Source organism: Bradyrhizobium sp. SZCCT0148, from assembly GCF_018129985.1.
Classification (GTDB): Bacteria; Pseudomonadota; Alphaproteobacteria; order Rhizobiales; family Xanthobacteraceae; genus Bradyrhizobium; species Bradyrhizobium japonicum_H.
Genome location: NZ_JAFCKT010000019.1, coordinates 25,915 through 47,863, shown reverse-complemented (window position 1 = coordinate 47,863; position 21,949 = coordinate 25,915). Strand labels below are relative to the sequence as shown.

Below are 21,949 nucleotides of genomic sequence, written 5' to 3'. Positions count from 1 at the left end.
TCGTGTTTTGGATTTATTGGGACACTGCCTGGTCGCTGATTATCAGCGGCATCATGTTCGCCACCATCGTCAGCCATCCCGATTCCGAATTCGTCGAAGTGCAGGCCGACAGGCGGTAGGTGTGACGTCGCGACCTCGCAGTGAGGTCTCGGCTTGCGTCATGCCGGCAGACGTTTAGCGTCTGCAACTGGCCCATCGCGTCAGCAGTCGGATCCAGCAGATTCAAGAATAGGGCAAGGCCGCGTGCCTGCAGAAAGCCCTGAAGTCCGGGTAGGTCGAACGCGGCGAGAATTCTTGCCGCGTTCGTCGTCGTCGAGACCAAGCGCTGGAATTACTGGGTCGGCGGCAGCACGGCCTGCGAGGTCTGCTGCGGCAGGTTGGTGTAAGTCGCGCTCTCCTTGGTGCAGATATCCCTGAACACCACGACGCCGGCCTGCGGGTATTCCTTCACGAGGCAATTGCAATTGTTGTTGACGACCGGAGCGGGGGCCGCCGCCAGGGCGGGCGCCGGCGTGCTTTCAACCACAGTCGCGGGACGCTGAACGATGATCCTTTCCTTCACCACCGGTGCGGTGGGGACATACACCGGCCGGTTGATGACAACCGGCACCGGCCTGACGACGACCTGGGGCGGCACATAGACCGGGGGCGGCGCGGGGCGGGGGTAGACGACGACCTGAGGCGGCATCGGCCGCGGACCGGGAACCACGATGACGGGACGCTGGCCGCCGTTCCCACCATATCCACCGAAGTGGGGACCAATTTGCGGGCGGTTCTGGGGTGTATTGCCATACTGTCCGTTCGGGCCCCAGCCGGCCTGCGCGGCGTTGCTCGTAACGCCTGCCGCAACGCTCATCAACACGATCGTCGCCGCCATCTTCGTGATCATCGCTGTCTTCGTCATGGTCCACCTGTTTGTTTGTTTTGTTTGCCGCAGATTGTTGCCGTGGGATGAGTGATAGCTGGGCCTGACGCGCCCTTCCGTGACGCTGCTCACACAGGCGGCGGCGACGTCCTTCGATGGAATGAGGACGGCACAACATCGCCATGGTGCACGCCTGCATCGCGCGTCACCTCCTGGAGGACTCAGGGAAGGCTTCCCGCGGCTCTCGTTCTTGAAATCGCGTCACGTCGCGCAAGCGCTGCGGCGAGCTGCCTGGCTACGGGGAGGTGCACGATGGCGATTGGCTGACCCGCCGCCGTTCGCTTGCGGAAAAACTGGGTCTGCTCCCGGACCGCAGGTGAAGCTGCCGCCGTCCGCTGACAGGTCCGTTAACGGGGGCTGAGCCGACCCGTCGTAGGTGCGGTGGGTCTTCACGTCGAGCGTCGCAAAAGGCTGGTTTCAGCCGGTTCTCGCTCCCAAGTCCTGCGCAAAACGAAGGAGGTAGCCGTCTGGATCCTGCACCAGGAATTGCCTGTTGCCGCGCTCCTCACCTGCGATCCGATACCCTGCGTCGTGACACTCTCGGAAGAGTGCCCATTCGTGCTGCTTCAGTGCAGCGAGGAGAGGCGCAACAGAGTCGACGAAGATCTGAAAATTGATGCCGCGCCCCAACGGTGGCTCGAGAGCCCCGGTTTCACAATTGCCATTTCTCTGGTTCAGCATGACCTGCGACCCCTGCAGCTCGATGTACATGAAGCGGTTCTCAGGCCTTTGATAGGCAATCCGGAAGCCGAGGATATCGCACCAGAAAGTTTTGCTGCGTTCCAGGTCAAACACGTCGAGCTCCGGTACAAGCCGAGCGAATCCGCCAGCAGGCAATCTATCCACCGTCGTTGCCATGGCTCGGCAGTCCTCCCGCTCTTCTCGCGAGGGGCTATCTAACACGGATTCTTCGCGACCGCTGACGGCTCGAAGCACACGAACGACTCGCCGGCGCTAGGCCGCCGCCTGCGCGGCCAGCAACAGCTTCAGCTTCGCCGCCGGCACGGCCGGGCTGAACAGCCAGCCCTGCATCTGGCTGCATCCAAGCTTGCGCAGCACCTCGCGCTGAGCTTCGGTCTCGACGCCTTCGGCGGTCGTCGCCATGTGGCGCGCGGCGGCCATGTGCACCACGGCCTGCACGATCGGGGAGGAATCCTCGGGCTCGCCGATGTCGCTGATGAAGCTGCGGTCGATCTTGATCTTGTCGAACGGAAAGCGGTGCAGATAGCTCAGAGACGAGTAGCCGGTGCCGAAATCGTCGAGCGCGATGCGCACGCCGAGCTCTCGCAATTGCTGCAGGATCGTCAGCGCCTCCTCGTCGTCGCGGATCAGCACGGTCTCGGTGATCTCGAGCTCGAGCCGTCCGGGCGCGAGTCCCGACTCCGCGAGCGCGGCGGCGACCTTGAGTGCGAGCGTCCGCGAGCGGAACTGCACCGGCGAGACGTTGACGGCGATGTGGATCTGGTCGGGCCAGGAAGCGGCTTCATGGCAGGCCTGCTTCAGCACCCATTCGCCGATCTCCGCGATCAGTCCGGTCTCTTCCGCCACCGGTATGAAGTCCGCTGGCGAGATCATGCCGCGCTCGGGATGGCGCCAGCGCAGCAGCGCCTCGCAGCCGGTCACGACGTTGGCCGCGAGATCGACCAGCGGCTGGTAGTGCACCTCGAACTCGCCGCGAGCCAGCGCCTGGCGCAGGTCGAGCTCGAGCTGGCGGCGCAGCCGCGCCTTGGCGTCGTATTCAGGCGTGAAGATGCGGTAGGTGCGACGTCCCTCCGACTTCGCCGCATACATCGCGAGATCGGCGCGCTTGAGCAGATCGTCGAGATTGTCGCCGTGATCGGGCGCGATCGCGATGCCGATGCTGGCATCCGTCGGGATGTCCTGGCCCTTGCAATCCACCGGCGCACGCAACGCCTTGAGGACATCTTCCGCCAGCGCCGACAGCTCGGCCGGATCGCATGTGGCGGCCTTGACGATGGCGAACTCGTCGCCGCCGAGCCGCGCGACGAGATCGTTGCCGCTGACGCAGGCGCGCAGGCGGTTCGCCACCTGGCGCAGCAGCTCGTCGCCGACCTCGTGTCCGAGCGAGTCGTTGACGCCCTTGAACTCGTCGACGTCGATATAGAGGATGGCGAACGGCTTGCCATGTTTGAGCTCGGCGACGCGCCGCTCCAGATGGCCGCGCAGCAGCACGCGGTTGGGCAGGTCGGTCAGCGCGTCGTAATGCGCCATATGCGCGATGCGCTCGTCGGCGCGGATGCGCGCGGTCACGTCGTCGTGGGTCGCAAGCCAGCCGCCGGCGGCGCCGGGCTGGTTCTTGATCTCGATCAGGCGGCCGTCCGCGGTCTCGACGATGGAGCACTGGGTGCGCCCGACATGGCTCAGAATGTCGTCGCAATAGGCCTCGACGTCGCCATGGAACGAGCCGGTGTCATGGCGGTGCCGGATCACGTCGCGGAAATGGGCGCCGGGTTTCACCACCGAGGGGGACAGGCCGTACATCTCGATATAGCGGCTGTTGCAGACGATCAGCTGTTCGTCCTGATCGAACATCAGCAGCCCTTGCGTCATCGTGTTCATCGCGGTGTCGAGCCGCTGCTTTTCCAGCGAGAGCCGGTGCGTCACCTGGCGGAAGATCAGGAACAGCGTCAGCACCAGCAGGCCGATCGAGAGCACGGCGACGGTGACGAAGAATTTCGTCTGCGTGTGCCACGTGGCGAGCGTCGCATCGAGCGACTTGGTCGCGACCACCACCAGCGGCTCGCCGGTCAACAGGCGCGAGGCGACGATGCGGTCCTTGCCGTCGATCGGGCTGGCGAGTTGCACGGAGACGAAGCTGCGGTCGAACACCGCCATCTGCTCCGGCGCGCCCTTGCGAAAGTTCTGCCCGATCATCGCATCGACGCGCGGGACGCGTGCGAGCAATTGGCCGTTCTGGTGGTGCATCGCGATCGAGGATTCCTCGCCCAGGCCGGCGGAGGTGAAGAAGGCTTCGAGCTGCTCGGGCGTGATCGCCCGCGAGACCAGCCCGAGGAATTCACCATGCGGGCCGGAGACACGCCGCGCGAACACGATCGCCGGTCCGTTGCCGAGCCGGCCGGGGACCACCTCCACCTCCTCCTGCGCGGTCGGATCGTTCCTGAGGCGGTCGAAATAGAGACGGTCCGCGACCGAGACGTCGGCGACCGGCCAGCGCCGCGACGAGTTGATGAGAATGCCCCTGGAATCGAACACGTTTGCGCCGGCGACGTCGGTCCAGCCGCTGGCTTTCGCGCGCAGTACCTCGTGCACGGCCAGCGTGCCCATCTCGCTGCGGAAGACATCTGCGGATTCGATGCCGCGGCTTTCGAGCTCGGCGATGATGCTCTTCTGCAGCACCGCGAAATCCTCGAACTCGCGGTCGAAATGCCGGGCCAGCAGGCGCACGGAGTTTTCGAGGCTGTCGCGGCCGCTCTCGATCGCGTTCTGCCGGAAGCGGTCGACGGTCAGCGCGGTGCCGATGGCCATTGCGACCATCAGTACGAAGCCGCCGGCGATCAGCCATGTCAGTGGCGATCCCCGCCAGCGACGGAGCAACGCGCGCATGCGCGCGGTCCACCGGATCGATGTACCCATGCAGCCCTCCCGTGGGATGAAAGGTGCAGCAAAACCGACAAGACCCCGTTACCATCGAAGGTTAGGGAACCATGAATCGGTGTTGAATCAGTGGGTTGGTTCCAGCGCGCAGTTTCGCGGGCACACGTGAGCCTCTGCAGCGACATGGCCGGCTTCGTCCCGGCCATTCCCATCCTGCATCGCGAGACTACGGATGCGCGGACAAGCCCGGGACATAACGATCGCAGCGCTGTTTTCAGCGCTTGATCTCCCAGTTCAGCGCTTCCGCGTTGCTCTTGGCAAACATCTTGGGGACGTCGAACTGGCCGGTCTTGAGGTCATAGCGGCATCTCCAATCGGCCAGCCCCTTCACGGCGACGTTCTTCGGATGCTTGTCCATTTCGCCCGACAGCGAGATCAGCAGATAGCGGTTGTCGGGCCAGTCGACGCCGAGCCAGCGATAGCCGGTTTCGGTGCCTTTCATCAGATTGGCCGAGATGTGGTAGTCGAGCTTCATCTTCCTGGTGTCGGGGCGGCTGTGGAAATAGGCCCAGGCGAGATCGCTGAGGGATTGCTTTGTCGCGCTGGCGAAGGCGCCGTTCTCGACATGATAGAGAAACAGATCCTGCGAGCCCGAGCCGGTCTTCTGCATCCGCACCAGCCATTGTGAGTCACGGGTGAAGCGGAAGCCGGCCGGATAGCCCTGCTCGGGCTTCAGCTCCGTCATCTGATCGCCGCGCCGTGCCCAGACCTGCCATTTGATGTCGAAATCGCCGCTGTCCTTCATGTATTGCTCGAGCCTGACGGTCTTGTCCGGCGAGGTGAAGGCGAACTCGGCATCATCGGAGAGGACGAAGCCGGGTGGCGGGCCGGAGGCCGCAAGGGCAGGGGCGGCGGCGAGCGTCAGGGCAAGCGCCAGCCACCAGGCATGATGGCGAAATGCGGTCACAGGAAAATTCCTCAAACAATGCCGCGATGCGGCCCCGCAGGATTTGACGCCGGCGGGGTGGTGCCGGTTCATCCTTGATAGGTGCCAGGGCGGGGCTATCATCCCATCGATTGTCTTGCTGCCGCAGGCAAATCGGCGCACTTTGCTGGCCTCGGTTGATTTGCCACCCAAGGTTCTTTTTCGATGATGACCGCATCCAAGGCCTTCATTGCTCTTTGCCTGCTCGCACTGGTCGGCACGGTGCTGGTGATCGGTCCGACCGAGCTGCGCCGCCTGCTGCCCGACGGGACCAAGACCGCCGTTGCCGCCAAGCCAGAGGCCAAGGGCGAGCCCAAGGCTGAGGCCAAAGCTGACCTGAAGCCGGAATCGAAGTCGAAGCCGGAAGAGCCCAAGCCGGACCAGCCGAAGCTGGCCGCCGTTGCGCCGCCTGCGCCTGCATCCGCGCCGGCGGCGGTCCCGGCGCCCGAGCCCAAGTCCGAGCCCAAGTCCGAGACCAAGTCCGAGCAAGGCGCGCTGTCCGAGGTTCAGAAACAGATCACGGCGCTGCCCGACCTCGCGCCGGCCAAGCCGCCGGCGGCGGTCGCGGACGCCGGCCCTCGTTTCGACGTCGCCCGCGTCGACGATCGCGGCGAGGCGGCCGTCATCGCCGGCCGTGCCGTGCCGGGTTCCAAGGTCGAGTTGCTGCGCGACGGCAAGCCACTCGACACTGTGACTGCCGACGCCTCGGGTCAGTTCGTGATGACCCCGCCGCAGCTTCCCGCCGGTTCCTATGAACTGACGCTCCGCGCCAAGGCGCCGGATGGCACGGTCACCCAGTCGGGACGGACCATGCCGGTGACCATCGCCGAGGCGACGCCGCCACCCGCACGCCCGGCGCAGGTGGCTAAGCAAGAGCCGAAGCAGGCCGAGAAGCCGGACGACAAATCGGATGTCGTGGCATCCCTGCCGTCGGCCGCGCCGCATCTCGCCTCGTCCTCCGACAGGTCCGCGGCCCGGCCGAGGCTGGTCGGCGCGCCGAAACCCCGGGTGATGGCGCGGGCACCCGCGGCGACGACGGTTGCCTCGGCCTCGCCCGCGGAAATCCTCAACACCGCGCCCGCGGAGACAGGCAGCCGGGTGATCTCCCGCGGTGACAGCCTGTGGGCCCTCAGCCGGCTCGCCTATGGCGACGGCTCCCGCTACGCCGTGATCTTCAAGGCCAACCGCGACAAGATCCACAATCCCAATCTGATCTATCCCGGCCAGACCTTCGTGATGCCGCAAAAGGCGGATTGAGCGGCGTCATTTGTTTGGGTCCTATTGAGGGGCTGCACCCGCTGCGGCCGTTCTTCCACATGACCGCGACGCTTTGCCCTGTGTCCTTTCGGAACGATCGGTTCCCTTGCGAGTCTTTCCGATGCGGCGCATTGCGCGTGCGGGCAGCTGGGAGGAGGCCAAATTGGTCAGGTCAGCGGTCATGTCGAGACGCATGGGATTGGCGCTGACGGGCGCGACGATCCTGATCGCGGCGGTGCTGTTGCCTGCGAAAGCCGAGGCGCAGTTCGGACTTCGCGGCGGCCCGCTTGGTGTCGCGCGCTTCGCCGTCGGCCATATGATCGGCATGTCGCGCCTGCGTCATTCCCGCATGGCCGTGCGGGGCAGCCGATACCGCTCCGCTGCGTTGAGGTCACAAGATCCACGCGGAGCCGAGCGCGCCCCGCTCTCCAACCCCTACGTCGTGCGTGCGGCACTGACGGCGCAGGCTGCGCTCGCGGGCTGGCACGGCGGTCGCCGCCCGCAGGGCTGGTGGCGCCATCCCGACGGCAGCTACGGCTGGGTCGGCCCGGTGTTCTGGCCGTTCGCGCATGACGACCTCACCTCGGCCGTCGTCTTCGGCGATTCGACCAGCCTCTCGCTCTACGGCTATGGCGACATCTATGCCGCGATCTTCGCGCCCTATGCGGCGACCGAGCTCGCGGCCTACGCGGCGCCGCCCGGCCGGCGAGCGCGGAGAATCCCGGCCTCGGAAACCCTCTGCGACGCCAGCGACACCGGCGGCCTGCCGGTCGAACGCATTGCGAGTGCGATCCAGCCGAACGAACTGCAGCGCACCGCGCTCGACGAGCTCGCATCGGCCTGGAATGCCGCGCGTGACACCATTCGCGCGGCCTGTCCGGCGCGGGCGCCCGCCACGGCCGCGGACCGCCTCGGCCTGATGCGCGAGCGGCTCGAGGCCATGATCAAGGCCACCGACGCGGTCGCGCCACCGCTGGCGAAATTCACGGGTCTGCTCGACGACAATCAGAAGACAAAGTTCGAAGCGCTCTCCAACGAGCGTCGCGCCGCACTCGCGTCGATGCAGCGCAAGGACGCCAAGGCGTCGAGCGCCTGCGATCCCCACAGCGATCCCCGCTTTGACGAAAAGCTGCAGCGTCAATACGAGCAGCTGGTGCAGCAGCAATGGCCGGCGAACGACATCGCCGCCACGCTCCGCCTCGACGACACCGCCCGCGCCCGCTTCGAAGTGCTCCAGGACACCGCCCTCCGCACCATGCAAACGCTCAGTGCCTGTCCGTCACAGACGCCGGAGACACCGCAGGCGCGCCTCGCCGCCGTCAAAGCGCGGCTGCAGACGATGCTGCAAGCCGTGAACGGCGTCGCTGATGCGTTCGATGATTTCGAGGCCGACCTCAGCGACGAGCAGAAGGCCGGCTTCGAGGCGATCGGGCCGAAGCGGGGCGCGTGAAGAGCGCAACACCCCGCGATATCCGTCAGCCGATCTCCCGCCTGACCTTCGCCGCAGCGTCGCACATCGCCTTCAGCTTCCCGAACGCCGTCGCGCGCGGCATGTATTTCATGCCGCAATCCGGCGCCGCGACCAGACGGTCCGGCGAAACGTATTTCAGGCCGTTGCGGATGCGCTCGGCGACGGTGTCGACGCTCTCGATCGCGGGGTCCGCGAGGTCGAGCACGCCGAGCATGATTTTCTTCGACGACAAATCCTTGAGCACGCCGAGGTCGAGCCTGGGCTGCGCGGCCTCGATCGAGATCTGGTCGGCGATGGTGTCGTCGAGCTCGGCCAGGAAGGAATAGCCGGCCGGCTTGTTCGAGCCGGGCACCACGGCGGCATAGCCGAAGCAGAGATGCACCACGGTGGGCACGGTGATGCCTTGCAGCGCGCGGTTGATCGCCTTGACCGCATAGCGCTTGGCGAGCTCCGGATTGTTGCGCACCCAGGGCTCGTCGAGCTGAATCACGTCAGCGCCGGCCTGTTGCATATCGAGCGCCTCGGCATTGACCGCTTCGGCGAGCGCCATCGCCAGCTCTTCCTCGTCCTTGTAGTATTCGTTCTTGGCCTGCTGGCTCATCGTGAACGGGCCGGGCAGGGTGATCTTCGCCGCACGCTCCGTGTTCTTGCGCAGGAACTGCATGTCGTGCAGCTCGACCGGGCCCTTGCGCCTGATGGGGCCGACCACGCGCGGCACCGGCGTCTGGGTATTGCCGGTGCGGGCAACGATCATCGCGGGATTGTCGCCATCGATGCCGTCGAGCGCGGTGGCGAAGCGATTGGAATAGCTCTCGCGGCGAATCTCGCCGTCGGTCACGATGTCGATGCCGGCACGTTCCATGTCGCGGATCGCGACGATGGTGGCATCGTCCTGGGCTTCCTCCAGATGTTCCGCCGGCAGCCGCCACATGTCGTGCAGTCGCGTGCGCGGCACCACCTTCGACAGCATGGCGCGATTAACCAGCCATTCCGGCTGCGGATAGCTGCCGACCACGGTGGTCGGCAGGATGTGCGTTGGCATGGGCATGGGGATCTCCTTCTTATTGTTGTTGAACGCGAGAGGTCAGGCCGCGCGCGTTGCCGCGCTGGATTCCTCGTCCTTGACGGGATTGCGCAAGATGCCGATGCCGGAGATCTCGATCTCGACGGTGTCGCCGCCCTTCATCCACAGCGGCGGCGTGCGATACGCGCCGACGCCGCCGGTCGTGCCTGTCACGATCACGTCGCCGGGCGCGAGCTCGGTGAAGGTCGAGCAATAGGCGATCAGGGCCGGCACGTCGAAGACGAGGTCGGAGATCGGTGCCTTCTGCACCTCGACGCCGTTGAGCCGGGTGATCAGCGTCTGCTTGGTGACATCGGTCAGCTCGTCGGTCGTGACCATCCACGGCCCGAAGCCGCCGGTGCCGGCAAAATTCTTGCCCGGCGCGAATTGCGAGGTGTGGCGCTGCCAGTCGCGGATGCTGCCGTCATTGTAGCAGGCATAGCCGGCGACATGGCCGAGCGCGGCTTCACGCGGGATGCGGCGGCCGGCCTTGCCGATGATGACCGCCATCTCGCCTTCGTAGTCGAACCGCTCGGATTCCAGCGGCCGGATCATCGGCTGGCCATGACCGACCTGGCTGTTGGCGAAGCGGGTGAAGATCATCGGATGCGCAGGCGTCGGATGGCCGCTTTCGGCCAGATGCGTGGCGTAGTTGACGCCGATGCAGAAGATCTTGTCGGGATCGGGCACCGTCGGGAGCAGCGCGACGTCAGCAAGCGCGTAGTCGGGTGTCTCGCCGGCTAGCTTATTCAATTCGTCGAGCGAGCCCTTCGCCAGCAGCGCCTTCAGCGTTGGAGTGGCCTTCAGGCGCTTGCCGGCGTCGACGACACCCTTGTCGGTGACGATGCCATAGCTCGCCGTGCCTGAGATGGTGAAGCTTGCGACTTTCATGTGTCAAACACTCTCTACGATGGAGGAAACATACTCGTTGATGGGAAGCGCGATCTCGCCATTGCGGATCGGAACGCAGGCGGGCGGAAAGTCCTGGCGGAAGCGGGCGCCGGCCGCTTCGGCCGAGTCGAGAAAGCGTTCGAGATGAGCCATCGCGCCGGTCGGCAGATCGTGCAGCACCATCAGCGTCCAGGGCTGCCGGCTGCATTGGTCGAGCGCGCGCCCGGTCCAGCCGTCGGGATCGGCCCAGTCGCGTGGAATGGAATTCCACAGCACGCAGCTGTGCTTGTTGCGGGTGAGATGGTCGACCACCGACGGCTTGAGCAGCCGCTGGTCCAAATTGCCGCCGCCGCCGAATGGCCGGAACCAGCGATTGGCATGCGCGAGATCGCCGATCGCAGCCTGCGTATGGCCGATCTCGTTCTCGGCGGTGTCGCGCCCGGGTTGCTCGCCAAGCGGAATGCTATGCGTATAAGTATGGTTGCCGATCCAGTGTCCCTCGCCATGCGCGCGCTCCGCAAGCGCGCGACGTGCGGGGTCGGCGAGCTTCTCGCCGATGACGAAGAAGGTGGTCTTGATTCCGCGCGCCGCCAGAATGTCGAGCACGTGCGGCGTCACATCTGGATCGGGGCCGTTGTCGAATGTCAGTGTCAGGTCATACACGCAGCTACCTCAGGTCGCCGGCTGCATCGCGTTCACCGCGATCTCGTCGTTGGCCTGGCCGGCGCGGGTGCCGGTCTGCCAGATCGCCGCCTTGCCCTCGATCCAGCGGATCACGGCGTTGAAGCCGATGGCGAGGAACAGCACCAGCAGCACGCCCGCGAACACGTGCGGGCTGTCGAGGATCGTGCGGTAGCGCGAAATGAGATAGCCGATGCCGGCCGAGGAGATCAGCATCTCCGAGACGACGACGCCGACGATCACCAGCGCGCCGCCGACGCGCAAGCCCGACAACACCGTCGGGATCGCAGCCGGGATGATGACGCGGACCAGCCGCTGGCTCAGCGTCGCGCCCATGCTGCGGGCGGCGAGCAGGAGCTGCGGGTCGATGGTCTGGATGCCGGCAGCGGTCGCGAGCATCGTCGGCAGGAAGCCGTAGATCGAGGCGAACGCGATCTTGGACTCCGAGCCGATGCCCAGCCATACGGTGAAGACGGGATAGAGGATGACCAGCGGCACCGCGTAGAGGCTCGACACCATCGGCATGATCAGGATTCGCGGCCGCGGCAGGCTGCCGACGATGGCGCCGAGCAGGATGCCGCCACCGCAGGCGAAGGCCATGGAGACCACGACCTCGTAGAGCGTGACCGCCAGCGCATGACCGTATTCACCCGCGTCGGTCCATCCGGCGATCAGCGTGGACGACAGCGAGGGCAGGAACAGCTCGGGAATCAGCCCGGCGCGCGGCAGCAGCTCCCACAACGCGATCAATCCGATCACGATCAGATATCGCAGCGACTTCGCACTGATCCTGGCACTCATCCTGGCGCTCATGATCGTGTCACGCCGATTTGCGGATGTGGCGCCAGATGCGGTCGCGCAGGCTGCCGAACGCATCGCCGCTCAGCATCTCGTAGGTGCGGGGCCGCGGCAGCTGGACCTGGAGATGGTCGACGATGCGGCCGGGCCGCGCCGACATCACGATCACCTCGTCGGCGAGATAGACCGCTTCGGTCAGGCTGTGCGTCACGAACACGACGGTCTTGCCGGTCGCCGCCCAGATCCGCAGCAGCTCGTCGCCCATGGTCATGCGGGTCTGCTCGTCGAGCGCGGCGAACGGCTCGTCCATCAGCAGCACCGGCGGGTCCTGAACAAGGCCGCGCGCGATCGAGACGCGCTGCTTCATGCCGCCGGAGAGCTCGTGCGGGTGGCGCCTGCCGAAACCGTCCAGCCCGACCAGCTTGAGCGCATCCTGCGCCTTGGCGCGCCGCTCGGCCTTCGGCACGCCGCGCAGCGCCAGCGGAAACTCGACATTGTCCTCGGCCGTCAGCCAGGGAAACAGGCTCGCCTCCTGGAACACCACGCCGACTCGATCAGGGTCGGGCTGCAGGATCGGCGCGCCGCTGATGGTGATGGTGCCCGCGGTCTGCTGGCGCAGGCCCGCCATCATCATCAGGAGCGTGGACTTGCCGCAACCGCTGGGGCCGACCAGCACGACGAAGCGGCCGGGCTTGACCTCGAGCGAGACGTCCTCGAGCGCGACGACGTCCTGTGACCGTGTCTTGAACACCTGGCCGACATTCTTCACCTCGATCGCGCCGGCGCGCGCGGCGGGCTTCAATTGGGTCACGTTCGCCAATGGCTGCATCGCGTTTCCACCCATCTGACAAGTTCGTTGAAGGTCATGGCGATCGCGGCGACCATCACGACGCCGGCGAGGAGCTGCTTCATCTGGAAATTCTCGCCCCAGGTCGCGATCTGGTGGCCGATGCCGTCGCGCGAGGCGTACATCTCGGCGAGAATCACGCCGGTGAGGTTGAAGATCATGGAGATCCGCAACGCCTCCAGCAGCACCGGCAGCATGCTCGGCAGATAGACCCGGAATGCGGTCTGCATCCGCGTAGCGCCGTAGGAGCGCGCGACCGTGAGATGTTCGACCTTGACCGACTCCACCGCCGTCGTGGTCGACATGATCACGATGAAGATCGTGGAGAAGAAGCCGAAGCCGACCTTCTGGGCGAAGCCGACGCCGAACACCAGGATGAACATCGGCAGGAAGATCGATTTCGGGATGCTGAAGGCGAAGAACAGCAGCGGCTTGGCGACGTCGGCGAAGTAGCGGTTCTCCGCGACCAAAAAGCCGATCAGCGCGCCGAACGGCACCGCCAGCGCGAACGCCGTCAGCACCTCGGTCGCGGTGACCATCAGATCCTTCTGCACCGCGGCGCGCTGCAGGAGATCGCCGAGCGTCGCGAACGTGTCGGACGCCGACGGCAGCAGGCGCGGGTTGACGATGCCGGTGCGCGACAGCACCTCCCATAGCGCCAGGACCGCGAGGATGATCGCGATCCGGGCGAGGTTGACGGCAAGCGAGCCCTGCATCGTTACGGCTTGGTCGGGACGGGCTTGAACTTGGTCGAGATCACGTCCTCGACCGGCACGATGTCCTTGAGCCCGCCGAGCTTGGCGAGATCGAGCGAGAGCTGAACGGCGGCATTCACGTTGGCCGCGCCCATGTCGCCGCTGGTCTCGAGCTTCATGATCGTGTTGTCGTATTCGAGGGCTGCGATCTCCGGCGGCATTTCGTAGAGCTCGGCGATCAGCTTGACGGTGACGTCGCGGTTGGCGCGCATGAAGGCGACCGCGCCATAAAGCGCGTTCACCGCCTTCTGCACCAGCTGCGGCTTCGAGTCCGCGAGCTTGTCGAGCACGATCCAGCCCGCCGTGAGGTTCGGCGGCACCGCGGTCGAATAGTCGAGAATGGACTTGGCTTCGCCGGATTTCGAGATCTGGAAGCTCAGCGGCGAATAGACCACGGCGGCCTCGACATTGCCGGCGAGCAAATTGGGCACCAGGCCGCCGCCGCCGACCGGCACGCGCGTAAAATCGATCTTCTTGTCCTGGATGGTCCATAGCGCCAGCAGGTCCGAGCCCGAGCCGGCCGCGGTGATCGCCACCTTCTTGCCGTTGAGATCCTTGACCTCGAGCGTGGATTTGGTCGGCACCATCAGCTGCCAGCCGAAATTGCCCATCGCGGCATTGGCGACGATACGCGACATCACGCCCTTCTTGCGTCCCGCGGACACCAGCGACGGCGGATCGAGGATGATGTCGGCCGCCCCGGCGGCCATGCCTTCGAAGGTCTCGGCGCCGCTGCGATAGATCGTCAGCTCGGCCTGGATGCCTTCCTTCTCGAACAACTTTTGGCGCACCGCCGTCTCGGCGATCGTCGTCGGCCAGTATGTCTTGGTGGGCAGGCCGACGCGGATGGTGTCGGCAGCGCTCGCAGGGCCCGCCAGCATGGTGGCGGCAACCAGCGACAGGAGCGCGTGGCGTCGATTGATCTTCATTGCTTTCTCCCCGTTTCTGTTTTTTACGTGCCGGATTGTTCCGGATCGTCAAATCGTGCGGCTCACCTCCGCGATGCGCGAGGCGGCGAGCTCGACGAACTCCTTGGTGGTGCCGAAATGCTTTGACAAGGCGCGAACCGCCGCATCGGCATCGCGCTGCGTCACGGCGGCGACGATCGCTTCGTGCTCGGCCTCGACGTCGCGCGGCTTGACGCCGGGCTCGCGGCGGATCGAGAGGCGGCGATATCGTTCGCTCTGCTCGTGCAGCACGTCGCGGAATCCCAGCAGCCATGGCGAGCCGCAGGCATTGACCAGTGCACGGTGGAAAATGCGGTGACGGATCACCCATTCCTCGTAATGCGCCGTGGGATCGTCGGGGTAGTGATAGGGGACGGCCTTCAGGGCCGACCAGGTCGATTTCACCGATTCGAGCCAGGCCTCGTCGCCGCGCTCGATCGAGCGCCGCAGCGCAAGCCCCTCGATGTCGATCCGCGTCTGCGTCACGTCGGCGAGATCGGCAAGCGATACCGGGCTGACGCGAAAGCCGCGCTGATCCGAGGCCTGCACCAGGCCATCGGCGACCAGGCGCGACAGCGCCTCGCGGACCGCGGCAAGGCTCACCGAAAACTGCTTGGCGAGGCCTGCGATATGCAACTTCTGGCCCGGCATGAGCCGCGCGGCCAAAATATCGGCGCGCAGCCGCTCATGCAGCGCCGAGGTCAGGCTGCGCGGACCGTCGCCCGGCCTTCCGGACATATCGAACTGAAGCGGACCCATAGGCCGATGATCGCAAGGCGTCATCGCGCGGTCAACAGAAAATCGATTTTCGATTTTCTACAGTTCTGGTTGAGCGCCGTCGGGAGTCGCACGCTCGCCGCGATCATCCGCAGGCCCAGTCGAACTTCATCTCCTTGAAATCGAGCTGCGCATTGCCGCCGCCGAAATTGTAGCCGCCGAAATATTCCTCGAACTCGATGTAGAACGGGCTCATCTCCGGCACCGCCTGGCACGGCCGCATGGTGCCGCCGAGATGATTGTGAGCGTGATCCTTGGCCCAGTCATGCAGGCGGAAATTCTCGCGGCCCGGTTGGCCGCCGGCATAGAAGTAATAGGGCTGATAGCCGGTCGGCGGGTTGCTGCCGCCGTGCTCGTCCTGCGGACCCTTGCCGGCGTTGGGATCATCCGCGCGCGGCGCGATCGCGATGGCGCGGGTCTCGCCGAGATCGGTGCGCGGCGACGCGCCGAGCATCTTCTTGGCGAACGGCGGCGCGGCCTCGAAGAAGGCGCAGGCGCCGCCGACATCGAGCCAGCGCGGCCGCTCGGCCGTCGCCAGCGCAAGCGGCGCGGGTGGCGTCGCGAACGGGCCTTCGTATTCGGCGCGCGTCAGCAGCAGCGCGGCGTAGTCGTAGTCGAGAATGTCGGTCATCCGCGACAGGCGCGGATGGGAAGGCTTCGCCCGCACGGCTTCGCGGACTTCAGGGTCGTCCGGCGCGCCGCCGTCATTGTGATCGGGCGCGGTGGCAAAGAACGACACCGCGACGATGTCCTCGCCATGCACGCGATAATCCTCCGGCAGCAGCAGCGTGAAGCCGTGCATCAAGGGATAGCCGGTGACGGGATCGAGCGGCCATTGCTCGCTCGTGATGCCCGGCGGCAGGCCATAGACCCAGCCCTGATCGCGCGACCGGTCGACGGGACGCCCCAGCATCTGCAGATCATAAGCGCGCGAAGGCAAGGCAAATGCCACAGGTGGTCTCCATCCAAATAGTTGCCTCGCCGTTGAGGCGAGGGTTAGTCGTGGTGAGCGGAGATCGGGTTCGTGAGGGGAGGCGAGGTAAAGAGCTTCCTCGATGTTTTGCCCGACGTGTCAAACAGCGGTGCGCGCGAGCGTCCAAACGCCCTTTGTAACTCGTTGATCTTGCAGGCCCCGTCTACTGTGCATGGGGTTGTTTTCGCATTTTTGGCAGCGACTACCCGCGCCGACGCGCCACCGACGCATCCACCACGTTCTCGACTTCGTCGCGCCAGTTCAGGATCTCCATCGCCAGCACCGGGTGATTGAACCCCTTGAGCTGGAGATCGTCGAGCGCGCGGGCTTCGACCCAGGGCTCGACGATGCCGTAGACGCGCCGGCTGACCACGATCTGGTTGGGCTTGGCTTCGCCGCACAGGCGTGAGGCGAGATTGGTGACGCTGCCGATCGCGGCATATTCCAGCCGCTGCTCGAAGCCGACCTGGCCGAGCGTGGCATAGCCGACCGCGATGCCGATGCCGAAGCCGAGGCTGTGCCCGCGGTTGCGCCAGCGCTCGGTCAGCGGGCCGATGGTCTCGCGCATCTCCACTGCCATCTTCACGGCGCGCTGGGTGTGGTCCTCGAACTGGATCGGCGCGTTGAACAGGATCATCACGCCGTCGCCGGCATATTTGTCGAGCGTGCCCTCGTATTTGAAGATCAGCTTGCCGAGCGCGGCGTGATATTCGCGCAGCACGTTCATCGCCTCTTCCGGCTCGGTCGCTTCCGTGAACGCGGTGAAGCCGCGCAGATCGCAGAACACCACGGTCACCTCGCGGCGTTGGCTGGTGAGCAGGCCTTCCGGGCTGTCGGAGGATGCGATCAGCTGCGCCACCTGCGGCGCCAGGAAACGCTCCAGTTTGCGGATGCGCTCGATCTCGCCGAGCTGGGTCTTGACGCGCTCCTCCAGCGACTTGTTCCAGTCCTTCAATTGCTCGGTCTGCATCCGCAGCTTGTCGGCCTGGGCGCGCACCGTCTCGTTCGCGGTCTCCAGCGCGTGGCTCTTGTGGTCGACCTCGGTGAACAGCCGGGCATTGCGCATCGCCAGTACGGCCTGGTTGGCGAAGGTGCGCATCAGGCCGATGATGCTGGCGGCGAACTCGCCGCTCGCGCGCCGCAGCACCACCAGCGCGCCGAGCGTGCCCTGCTGGTCGACCAGCGGCACGACCAGCACCGAGTGGAAGCCGGCCGCAATCGCCGCCTCGCGCAACGGCTGCTCGCTAGCCCGGTCGATGTCGGCAAGCGCGATCGGCTCGCCGCTCCTGGCGGCATCGCTGAGGATGTTCTCGCCTTCGTCGATGGTGACGTGGGCGCCGTCGGCGGATCTGTCGATGCCGCCGGCCTCGACCAGGTTGAAGCGGCGCGTCTCGGCATCGAAGCCGTAGATCAGCACGGCGTCGGCATGGGTGATCTCGATCGCGCGCGCGGCGATCGTCGGCAGCACGGCGTTGAGATCGAGCGAGGACGCGACGGCACGGCCGACTTCCTCAAGCACCTTCAGCTCGTTGATCGACTGCGCCAGATCGCGCGTGCGCTCCTCGACCTTGCTCTCCAGGTTCGAATAGGTCTCCTGGATCTGGTCGGCCATGCGGTTGAACTGACCGGCGAGATCTTCCAGCTCGTCCGAGGTCTTCACGTCGATGCGGTGGCTGAAATCGCCCTCGCCAAGCCTGTGCGCGCCGTCGCGCAGCGCCGTGATCGGGATGATCATGCGGCGGGCCAGCAGCGTGCCGGCGAGGATCGCGACCATCAGCCCCATCCCGATCAGCAGCGCGATGCGCACCAACTGGTCGCGGATCGGCATCAGGGCCTGCGTGGTCGGCTGCTCGAACAGCACGCTCCAGCCGAGCTTCGGCACGGTGCTGGCGGCGCTCATCACCGATTGGCCGTTGAAGTCGGTGCCCGAACTGTCGCCCTCATGGCCGGGCGCGATCGCGGCCGCGACCTGCGGCAGCTTCGACAGATCCTTGCCGATCTCGGGCCCTTTCGACGACGTCGCCAGCACGCGGCCGCGGGGATCGACGACATAGGCAAAGGCGGCCTTGCCGACCTGCGCGTCGGACAGGAAGTCGGAAAGAAAGCCGAGATCGATCTCGGCCACGGTGACGCCGGCATTGAAGCCGGAATGCGCCACCGAGATCGACATCAACGGCGTCCCGTCGGCGAACCAGGCCGGCGCGTAGCTGACGCCGCGGGCGACCGTGTCGGTGAAGCGCATGTCGCGGGAGAGGTCGGCGTTGCTGCCCGTCGTGGTCGACTGGCGCGAGACGCGCAGCACCTCGCGGCCCTCGCCGTTGAGCTGAAACAGCTGGTTGACGACCGAGACCTGGTGCAGCAGCGACGCGTAGTCGGCGCGGCGCTTTTCGAGCGTGTCCTGGCTCGCCCGCGTCACCCAGCTGATCTGGCGGTCGAGCTCCGAGATCGACTGCTCGATCCGCCGGGCGGCGGCTTGCGCCTTGTCCTCGAGGCCGTCGGTCAGCTGGGTCCTTGTGGCGCGGTAGGAGATCCAGGTCTCCATCGCGCCGTTGACGGCGAGCACGAACACGACGAGGCCGACGAGGGAGACGACGTATTTGGCGAACAGGCCCTCGCGCAGAAACCGTGTCTTGTCGTTCGCTCCTGACATCCCGATCCTCTTGCGCCGCCATCGACGCCGGCGCTGCGGGGTCTTTCTATCACAATTCGGGCCAAAGGACCGCCGGGCAGCCGGCGTGGTTACCCGCCGTGGGACGCCGTGGCAGGCAAGACGGGACGGATCGCCCCTGCCTCCTCCGTTCGGAGGAAGCCGGACGCGGGGCGGCTGGTGTAAGCGGGTGGCCTTGGAGCCAAGCCCGCCAATCCGCCCCTCAACGGTTGAAAAGTTGCCGCAGCACGTCGTTCATTGGCTGACTGTCCTGCTGGGCGACCGGCGGGTCGTCGAGGGCCGGAGCTGCGGGCGAGGCCTGCGGGGACGGTGTGGAGGGCGTCGCCGGCAGGCTGCGGCTGCGGCCGCTGCCTGGCGCGGCGCCGGTGCTGCTTCCCGCGCCATTGGACAGTCCTTGCTGAATCAAATTGCCGATCGCCTCGCCCAAGGGCCCGCCGAGCAGATTGTTCTGTCCCGGCTGCTGCGCTTGCGGATTTGCGCTTCCGGGGGGCGCATTGCTGCCGCTCGGCGCGGTGGTGCCGCCGAGGCCAAGATTGCCCAGACTGCCCAGGATGTTGCTGAGGCCGGCGCCGTCGGGTCCGAACAGGCCCTTGCCCATCTCGCGCAGCTTGGCATAGGCGGCGTCCGGATTGTCCAGCATGCCGGCCATGTCGGGGTAGATCTTCGGCTGCGACCAGGAACCCTGGATCATCACGGGAATACCGAAGCCGACCGGCTCGTTGGCGCGACCCTGGCCTTCGGTCGTCAGCACCAGCTTCGGCTCGACGCGAAAGCCCATCATCTTGGTGTCGAGAGCGATGGTGCCGGCGCCGGTGACGCGCACCAGCGGTCCGATCAGGTTGAGATCGGTCGTCACCGCCTGGCCCTTGTCAACGCGGAACGAGGCCGAGAGCTGCGACAGATCCGTGCTCTGCTCCTGGCCGGCGCTCTGGCTGTCCTGCCAGCCGGACAGCGTGCCGGATGTCAGCGAGCGGATCATCTGCGCGACGTTGATGCCGCGGATGGCGCCGTCCTGGAAATTGACGAACGCCGTGCCCTGCATGTTCGCCATCAGCGCACGCTGGCTGGTGCCGGCACTGCGCAAGGCGAGCTTGGCCTGCAGCTTGCCGTCGATGCGGTCGAATTCGGCGAGGCTCTGCAGCAGCGGCAATGCGCGCACGCCGACGAGGTCGGAATGCATGGCAAAGCTCGGCGCGCCGGTGGTCGCGTCCAGGATCACCTCGCCCGAAACCTGGCCGCCATAGGCGCCGAGACTGGCGGTGCCGGCCTTCAGCACGCCGCCGGCAAGCTTGGCATCGAGCGCCAGCGGCGCGATCCGGGCATCGCCGATCACGGCTTCGTTCGCGGAGATACGAACCTGCGCATCGACGTAATTGAGCCCGGACACGTCGATCGGCGCATTGCTCCACGGCTGCCCGGCCGCGCCCTCCGGCGTTTTCGCCAGCGGTACAGCCAGCCGCTGAAAGTCGAGATCGAGCTTGACCAGCGGCTTGCTGGCAATGTCGACCGAAGCCCAGCCGTTGAAGGCGCCGTCGCCGAGTCGGCCATTGACGCCGTTGATCATCACGATATCGCCGTTCATCCGCATCTCGGCATGGCCGGTGAGCTGGGACTTCAGCACGTCGGGCATGTCGATGGCGAAATCCACCGGGATCGTCGGCCGGTCGGCCGGCGGCGCCGGCGTGGTCGCCTTGATGTCGAACTTGGTCGGATGGTCGCCCACGCGCGCGGTGCCGGTGATGCCGACCTTGCGGTCGCGGCCGACAGTCGCGTCGGCATTGATGGCGCTGATGCGGCCCTCGACACGATCGCGCATGCGCGCGAATGCGACTTCGCCGTCGGTGACCTTGACGCGGCCGATGGACGCGCCGTCGACGTCGAATGCCCGCGGCTTCGAGGAGCCTCCCGCATTCGGCAGGCGTTCACGCAACAGCGGCTGGTAGAGCACGGGACGGGTGACGATCAGTTCCTTGATCTCGGGGCGGCCCGACCAGACGCTGGAGAGCGACATGTCGGCCTGCACGCTGTCGATCGTCAGGCGCGTGATGCCGCTGCGGTCCTTGGGATCGGACAGCGTGAGATCGTTGAGGGTGACATTGAGCGTCGGCCACAGGCTGATCTTCGTGGTGCCGTCGATCGCCAGGCGATAGCCCGTCGCGCTCTCGACGCGCGAGGCGATCGTCGAGCTCAGGAAGCCCGAGGGGATCCCGATCACCAGCAGGATTGCGATCACGACGATGACGGCGGCCAAAGCCGCGCCGGCGAATTTCACTGCTCTCATATCGACTTTCCACTGACGGACAATCGGCGCCGAATCCCGCCGGCTGACCGTCCTTCGCGCCCGAGTTTATCCCCGGACGGGAAGCGGCTCCAAGCGCGTAAAAATAGTCAGGGGGTGCTGCAAAGTTATGTGACTTATGACACACTTCCCCGGCGCGGTTTTACGCGATCCTGATGGTGATGGTTTCGAGCGATTTGCGAACAAGACTGACCAGGACGTTCACAAGGACATTGAAATGAGCAAGCAGGCCGAATTTGCGGTCATTCTGAAGATGAACGCCATGTTCGCTGATCTCGGTACAGACGAGCTTCAGCGCCTGGCCAATCTCTGCCACACCCAGCATCTGGGCAACGGCGAGGTGCTGTTCCAGAAGGGCGATGCCGGCGACGCGCTGTTCGGCGTGCGCCGCGGCCAGGTCCGCATCGAGACCGGCGCATCCGACGGCAGCCGGCTGACGCTGAATTTCATGGGACCGGGCGACCTGTTCGGTGAAGTCGCGGTGCTGGACGGCCAGAATCGAACCGCGGATGCGACCGCGGGCGAGGCCAGCGAATTGTTCGTGCTGCGGCGCGAAGATTTTCTCGCGTTCCTCGAACGCGAGCCGAAGGTTGCGATCAAGATCATTGCCTTGCTGTGCCAGCGCATCCGCTGGCAGAGCGAGCGCATGGAGGAATCCATGCTGCAGCCGCTGCCGGTGCGGCTGGCGCGGCGGCTCTGCGCGCTCGCCGCCGATTTCGGTTCCGAGGTGCACATCTCGCAGGAGCAGCTCGGCGTCTTCGTCGGTGCCGCCCGCGAGAGCGTCAACCGCCAGCTGCAGGCCTGGCGCAAGGAAGCGATCCTCGATCTGCAGCGCGGCCGTATCTTGCTGCGGAACATGACCAAGCTGACCGCGATCGCGCGGAACGAGTAGAGCTCAACCGATCGGAAGCTTGTGTCTGCAAGGCTTTGCCGATGCAGATCGCAGGGTCGGTTGTGATCCGCGCGAAAGTCATTGATGTGACAGACTGCCATGAGGGCGCTCTGCTTGAGTGCGCCCTCTGGTCGCTTGCTTGAA

Annotated in this window: 18 protein-coding genes; 3 read left to right on the top strand and 15 right to left on the bottom strand. The window is 65.8% G+C overall.

Features of this window, described 5'->3' with window-relative positions; all coding sequences use genetic code 11:
- Positions 1-331 precede the first annotated feature (331 nt).
- From JQ580_RS30970 to JQ580_RS30955, 4 genes are all read right to left on the bottom strand, one after another.
- Positions 332-904: a hypothetical protein gene (locus JQ580_RS30970; protein ID WP_212284710.1), complete on the bottom strand. Its 573-nt coding sequence runs from the start codon at positions 902-904 to the stop codon at positions 332-334.
- A 438-nt stretch (positions 905-1,342) separates the two neighbouring features.
- Positions 1,343-1,783 carry a bleomycin resistance protein gene (locus JQ580_RS30965; RefSeq protein ID WP_249134569.1) on the bottom strand — a complete coding sequence of 147 codons (441 nt, stop codon included), beginning with the start codon at positions 1,781-1,783 and terminating at the stop codon, positions 1,343-1,345.
- Positions 1,784-1,879: 96 nt separating this feature from the next.
- Positions 1,880-4,540 carry a bifunctional diguanylate cyclase/phosphodiesterase gene (locus tag JQ580_RS30960; protein ID WP_212284707.1) on the bottom strand — a complete coding sequence of 887 codons (2,661 nt, stop codon included), beginning with the start codon at positions 4,538-4,540 and terminating at the stop codon, positions 1,880-1,882.
- 235 nt (positions 4,541-4,775) lie between these two features.
- Positions 4,776-5,468: a hypothetical protein gene (locus JQ580_RS30955; RefSeq protein ID WP_212284705.1), complete on the bottom strand. Its 693-nt coding sequence runs from the start codon at positions 5,466-5,468 to the stop codon at positions 4,776-4,778.
- Positions 5,469-5,651: 183 nt separating this feature from the next.
- Between JQ580_RS30955 and JQ580_RS30950 the strand changes: the two genes are divergently transcribed.
- Positions 5,652-6,743, top strand: coding sequence for a LysM peptidoglycan-binding domain-containing protein (locus tag JQ580_RS30950; protein WP_212284703.1), 1,092 nt, complete (start codon positions 5,652-5,654; stop codon positions 6,741-6,743).
- Positions 6,744-6,924: 181 nt separating this feature from the next.
- Positions 6,925-8,193 (top strand): Spy/CpxP family protein refolding chaperone, encoded by a 1,269-nt coding sequence (locus tag JQ580_RS30945; protein WP_249134567.1) that lies wholly within the window; start codon positions 6,925-6,927, stop codon positions 8,191-8,193.
- Positions 8,194-8,218: 25 nt separating this feature from the next.
- Here JQ580_RS30945 and JQ580_RS30940 read toward each other — a convergent pair whose 3' ends face one another.
- From JQ580_RS30940 to JQ580_RS30890, 11 genes are all read right to left on the bottom strand, one after another.
- Positions 8,219-9,262: a uroporphyrinogen decarboxylase family protein gene (locus tag JQ580_RS30940; protein ID WP_212284699.1), complete on the bottom strand. Its 1,044-nt coding sequence runs from the start codon at positions 9,260-9,262 to the stop codon at positions 8,219-8,221.
- Positions 9,263-9,298: 36 nt separating this feature from the next.
- Positions 9,299-10,168, bottom strand: coding sequence for a fumarylacetoacetate hydrolase family protein (locus JQ580_RS30935; RefSeq protein WP_212284697.1), 870 nt, complete (start codon positions 10,166-10,168; stop codon positions 9,299-9,301).
- Between the two features lie 3 nt (positions 10,169-10,171).
- Positions 10,172-10,831 carry a polysaccharide deacetylase family protein gene (locus JQ580_RS30930; RefSeq protein WP_212284696.1) on the bottom strand — a complete coding sequence of 220 codons (660 nt, stop codon included), beginning with the start codon at positions 10,829-10,831 and terminating at the stop codon, positions 10,172-10,174.
- Positions 10,832-10,840: 9 nt separating this feature from the next.
- Positions 10,841-11,650, bottom strand: coding sequence for an ABC transporter permease (locus JQ580_RS30925; protein ID WP_249134566.1), 810 nt, complete (start codon positions 11,648-11,650; stop codon positions 10,841-10,843).
- A gap of 19 nt (positions 11,651-11,669) precedes the next feature.
- Positions 11,670-12,476 (bottom strand): ABC transporter ATP-binding protein, encoded by an 807-nt coding sequence (locus tag JQ580_RS30920; protein ID WP_244621123.1) that lies wholly within the window; start codon positions 12,474-12,476, stop codon positions 11,670-11,672.
- Positions 12,455-13,210 (bottom strand): ABC transporter permease, encoded by a 756-nt coding sequence (locus JQ580_RS30915; protein WP_212284692.1) that lies wholly within the window; start codon positions 13,208-13,210, stop codon positions 12,455-12,457. The genes JQ580_RS30920 and JQ580_RS30915 overlap by 22 nt, the downstream gene beginning before the upstream one ends.
- A gap of 2 nt (positions 13,211-13,212) precedes the next feature.
- The gene (locus JQ580_RS30910) at positions 13,213-14,178 is read right to left on the bottom strand and encodes an ABC transporter substrate-binding protein (protein ID WP_212284690.1); all 966 of its coding nucleotides are present in this window, start codon (positions 14,176-14,178) and stop codon (positions 13,213-13,215) included.
- A 48-nt stretch (positions 14,179-14,226) separates the two neighbouring features.
- On the bottom strand, positions 14,227-14,934 hold the full coding sequence (locus JQ580_RS30905; protein ID WP_249134565.1) for a GntR family transcriptional regulator: 708 nt from the start codon (positions 14,932-14,934) through the stop codon (positions 14,227-14,229).
- Between the two features lie 124 nt (positions 14,935-15,058).
- Positions 15,059-15,886: a hypothetical protein gene (locus tag JQ580_RS30900; RefSeq protein ID WP_249134564.1), complete on the bottom strand. Its 828-nt coding sequence runs from the start codon at positions 15,884-15,886 to the stop codon at positions 15,059-15,061.
- A 262-nt stretch (positions 15,887-16,148) separates the two neighbouring features.
- Complete coding sequence (locus tag JQ580_RS30895) at positions 16,149-18,596, bottom strand: adenylate/guanylate cyclase domain-containing protein (protein ID WP_212284684.1); 2,448 nt, start codon at positions 18,594-18,596, stop codon at positions 16,149-16,151.
- A gap of 220 nt (positions 18,597-18,816) precedes the next feature.
- Positions 18,817-20,895, bottom strand: a complete 2,079-nt coding sequence (locus JQ580_RS30890; protein WP_212284682.1) for an AsmA family protein — start codon at positions 20,893-20,895, stop codon at positions 18,817-18,819.
- A gap of 235 nt (positions 20,896-21,130) precedes the next feature.
- Here JQ580_RS30890 and JQ580_RS30885 point away from each other — a divergent pair, with 235 nt between their 5' ends.
- Positions 21,131-21,805, top strand: a complete 675-nt coding sequence (locus JQ580_RS30885; RefSeq protein WP_106953138.1) for a Crp/Fnr family transcriptional regulator — start codon at positions 21,131-21,133, stop codon at positions 21,803-21,805.
- Positions 21,806-21,949 lie beyond the last annotated feature (144 nt).

Bases quoted from the DNA above. Each gene is read 5' to 3' on its own strand.
- JQ580_RS30970 (WP_212284710.1), bottom strand. From the start codon at position 904: ATGACGAAGACAGCGATGATCACGAAGATGGCGGCGACGATCGTGTTG.
- JQ580_RS30965 (WP_249134569.1), bottom strand. From the start codon at position 1,783: ATGGCAACGACGGTGGATAGATTGCCTGCTGGCGGATTCGCTCGGCTT.
- JQ580_RS30960 (WP_212284707.1), bottom strand. From the start codon at position 4,540: ATGGGTACATCGATCCGGTGGACCGCGCGCATGCGCGCGTTGCTCCGT.
- JQ580_RS30950 (WP_212284703.1), top strand. From the start codon at position 5,652: ATGATGACCGCATCCAAGGCCTTCATTGCTCTTTGCCTGCTCGCACTG.
- JQ580_RS30945 (WP_249134567.1), top strand. From the start codon at position 6,925: ATGTCGAGACGCATGGGATTGGCGCTGACGGGCGCGACGATCCTGATC.
- JQ580_RS30940 (WP_212284699.1), bottom strand. From the start codon at position 9,262: ATGCCCATGCCAACGCACATCCTGCCGACCACCGTGGTCGGCAGCTAT.
- JQ580_RS30935 (WP_212284697.1), bottom strand. From the start codon at position 10,168: ATGAAAGTCGCAAGCTTCACCATCTCAGGCACGGCGAGCTATGGCATC.
- JQ580_RS30925 (WP_249134566.1), bottom strand. From the start codon at position 11,650: ATGAGTGCCAGGATCAGTGCGAAGTCGCTGCGATATCTGATCGTGATC.
- JQ580_RS30920 (WP_244621123.1), bottom strand. From the start codon at position 12,476: ATGCAGCCATTGGCGAACGTGACCCAATTGAAGCCCGCCGCGCGCGCC.
- JQ580_RS30915 (WP_212284692.1), bottom strand. From the start codon at position 13,210: ATGCAGGGCTCGCTTGCCGTCAACCTCGCCCGGATCGCGATCATCCTC.
- JQ580_RS30910 (WP_212284690.1), bottom strand. From the start codon at position 14,178: ATGAAGATCAATCGACGCCACGCGCTCCTGTCGCTGGTTGCCGCCACC.
- JQ580_RS30905 (WP_249134565.1), bottom strand. From the start codon at position 14,934: ATGTCCGGAAGGCCGGGCGACGGTCCGCGCAGCCTGACCTCGGCGCTG.
- JQ580_RS30900 (WP_249134564.1), bottom strand. From the start codon at position 15,886: ATGCTGGGGCGTCCCGTCGACCGGTCGCGCGATCAGGGCTGGGTCTAT.
- JQ580_RS30895 (WP_212284684.1), bottom strand. From the start codon at position 18,596: ATGTCAGGAGCGAACGACAAGACACGGTTTCTGCGCGAGGGCCTGTTC.
- JQ580_RS30890 (WP_212284682.1), bottom strand. From the start codon at position 20,895: ATGAGAGCAGTGAAATTCGCCGGCGCGGCTTTGGCCGCCGTCATCGTC.
- JQ580_RS30885 (WP_106953138.1), top strand. From the start codon at position 21,131: ATGAGCAAGCAGGCCGAATTTGCGGTCATTCTGAAGATGAACGCCATG.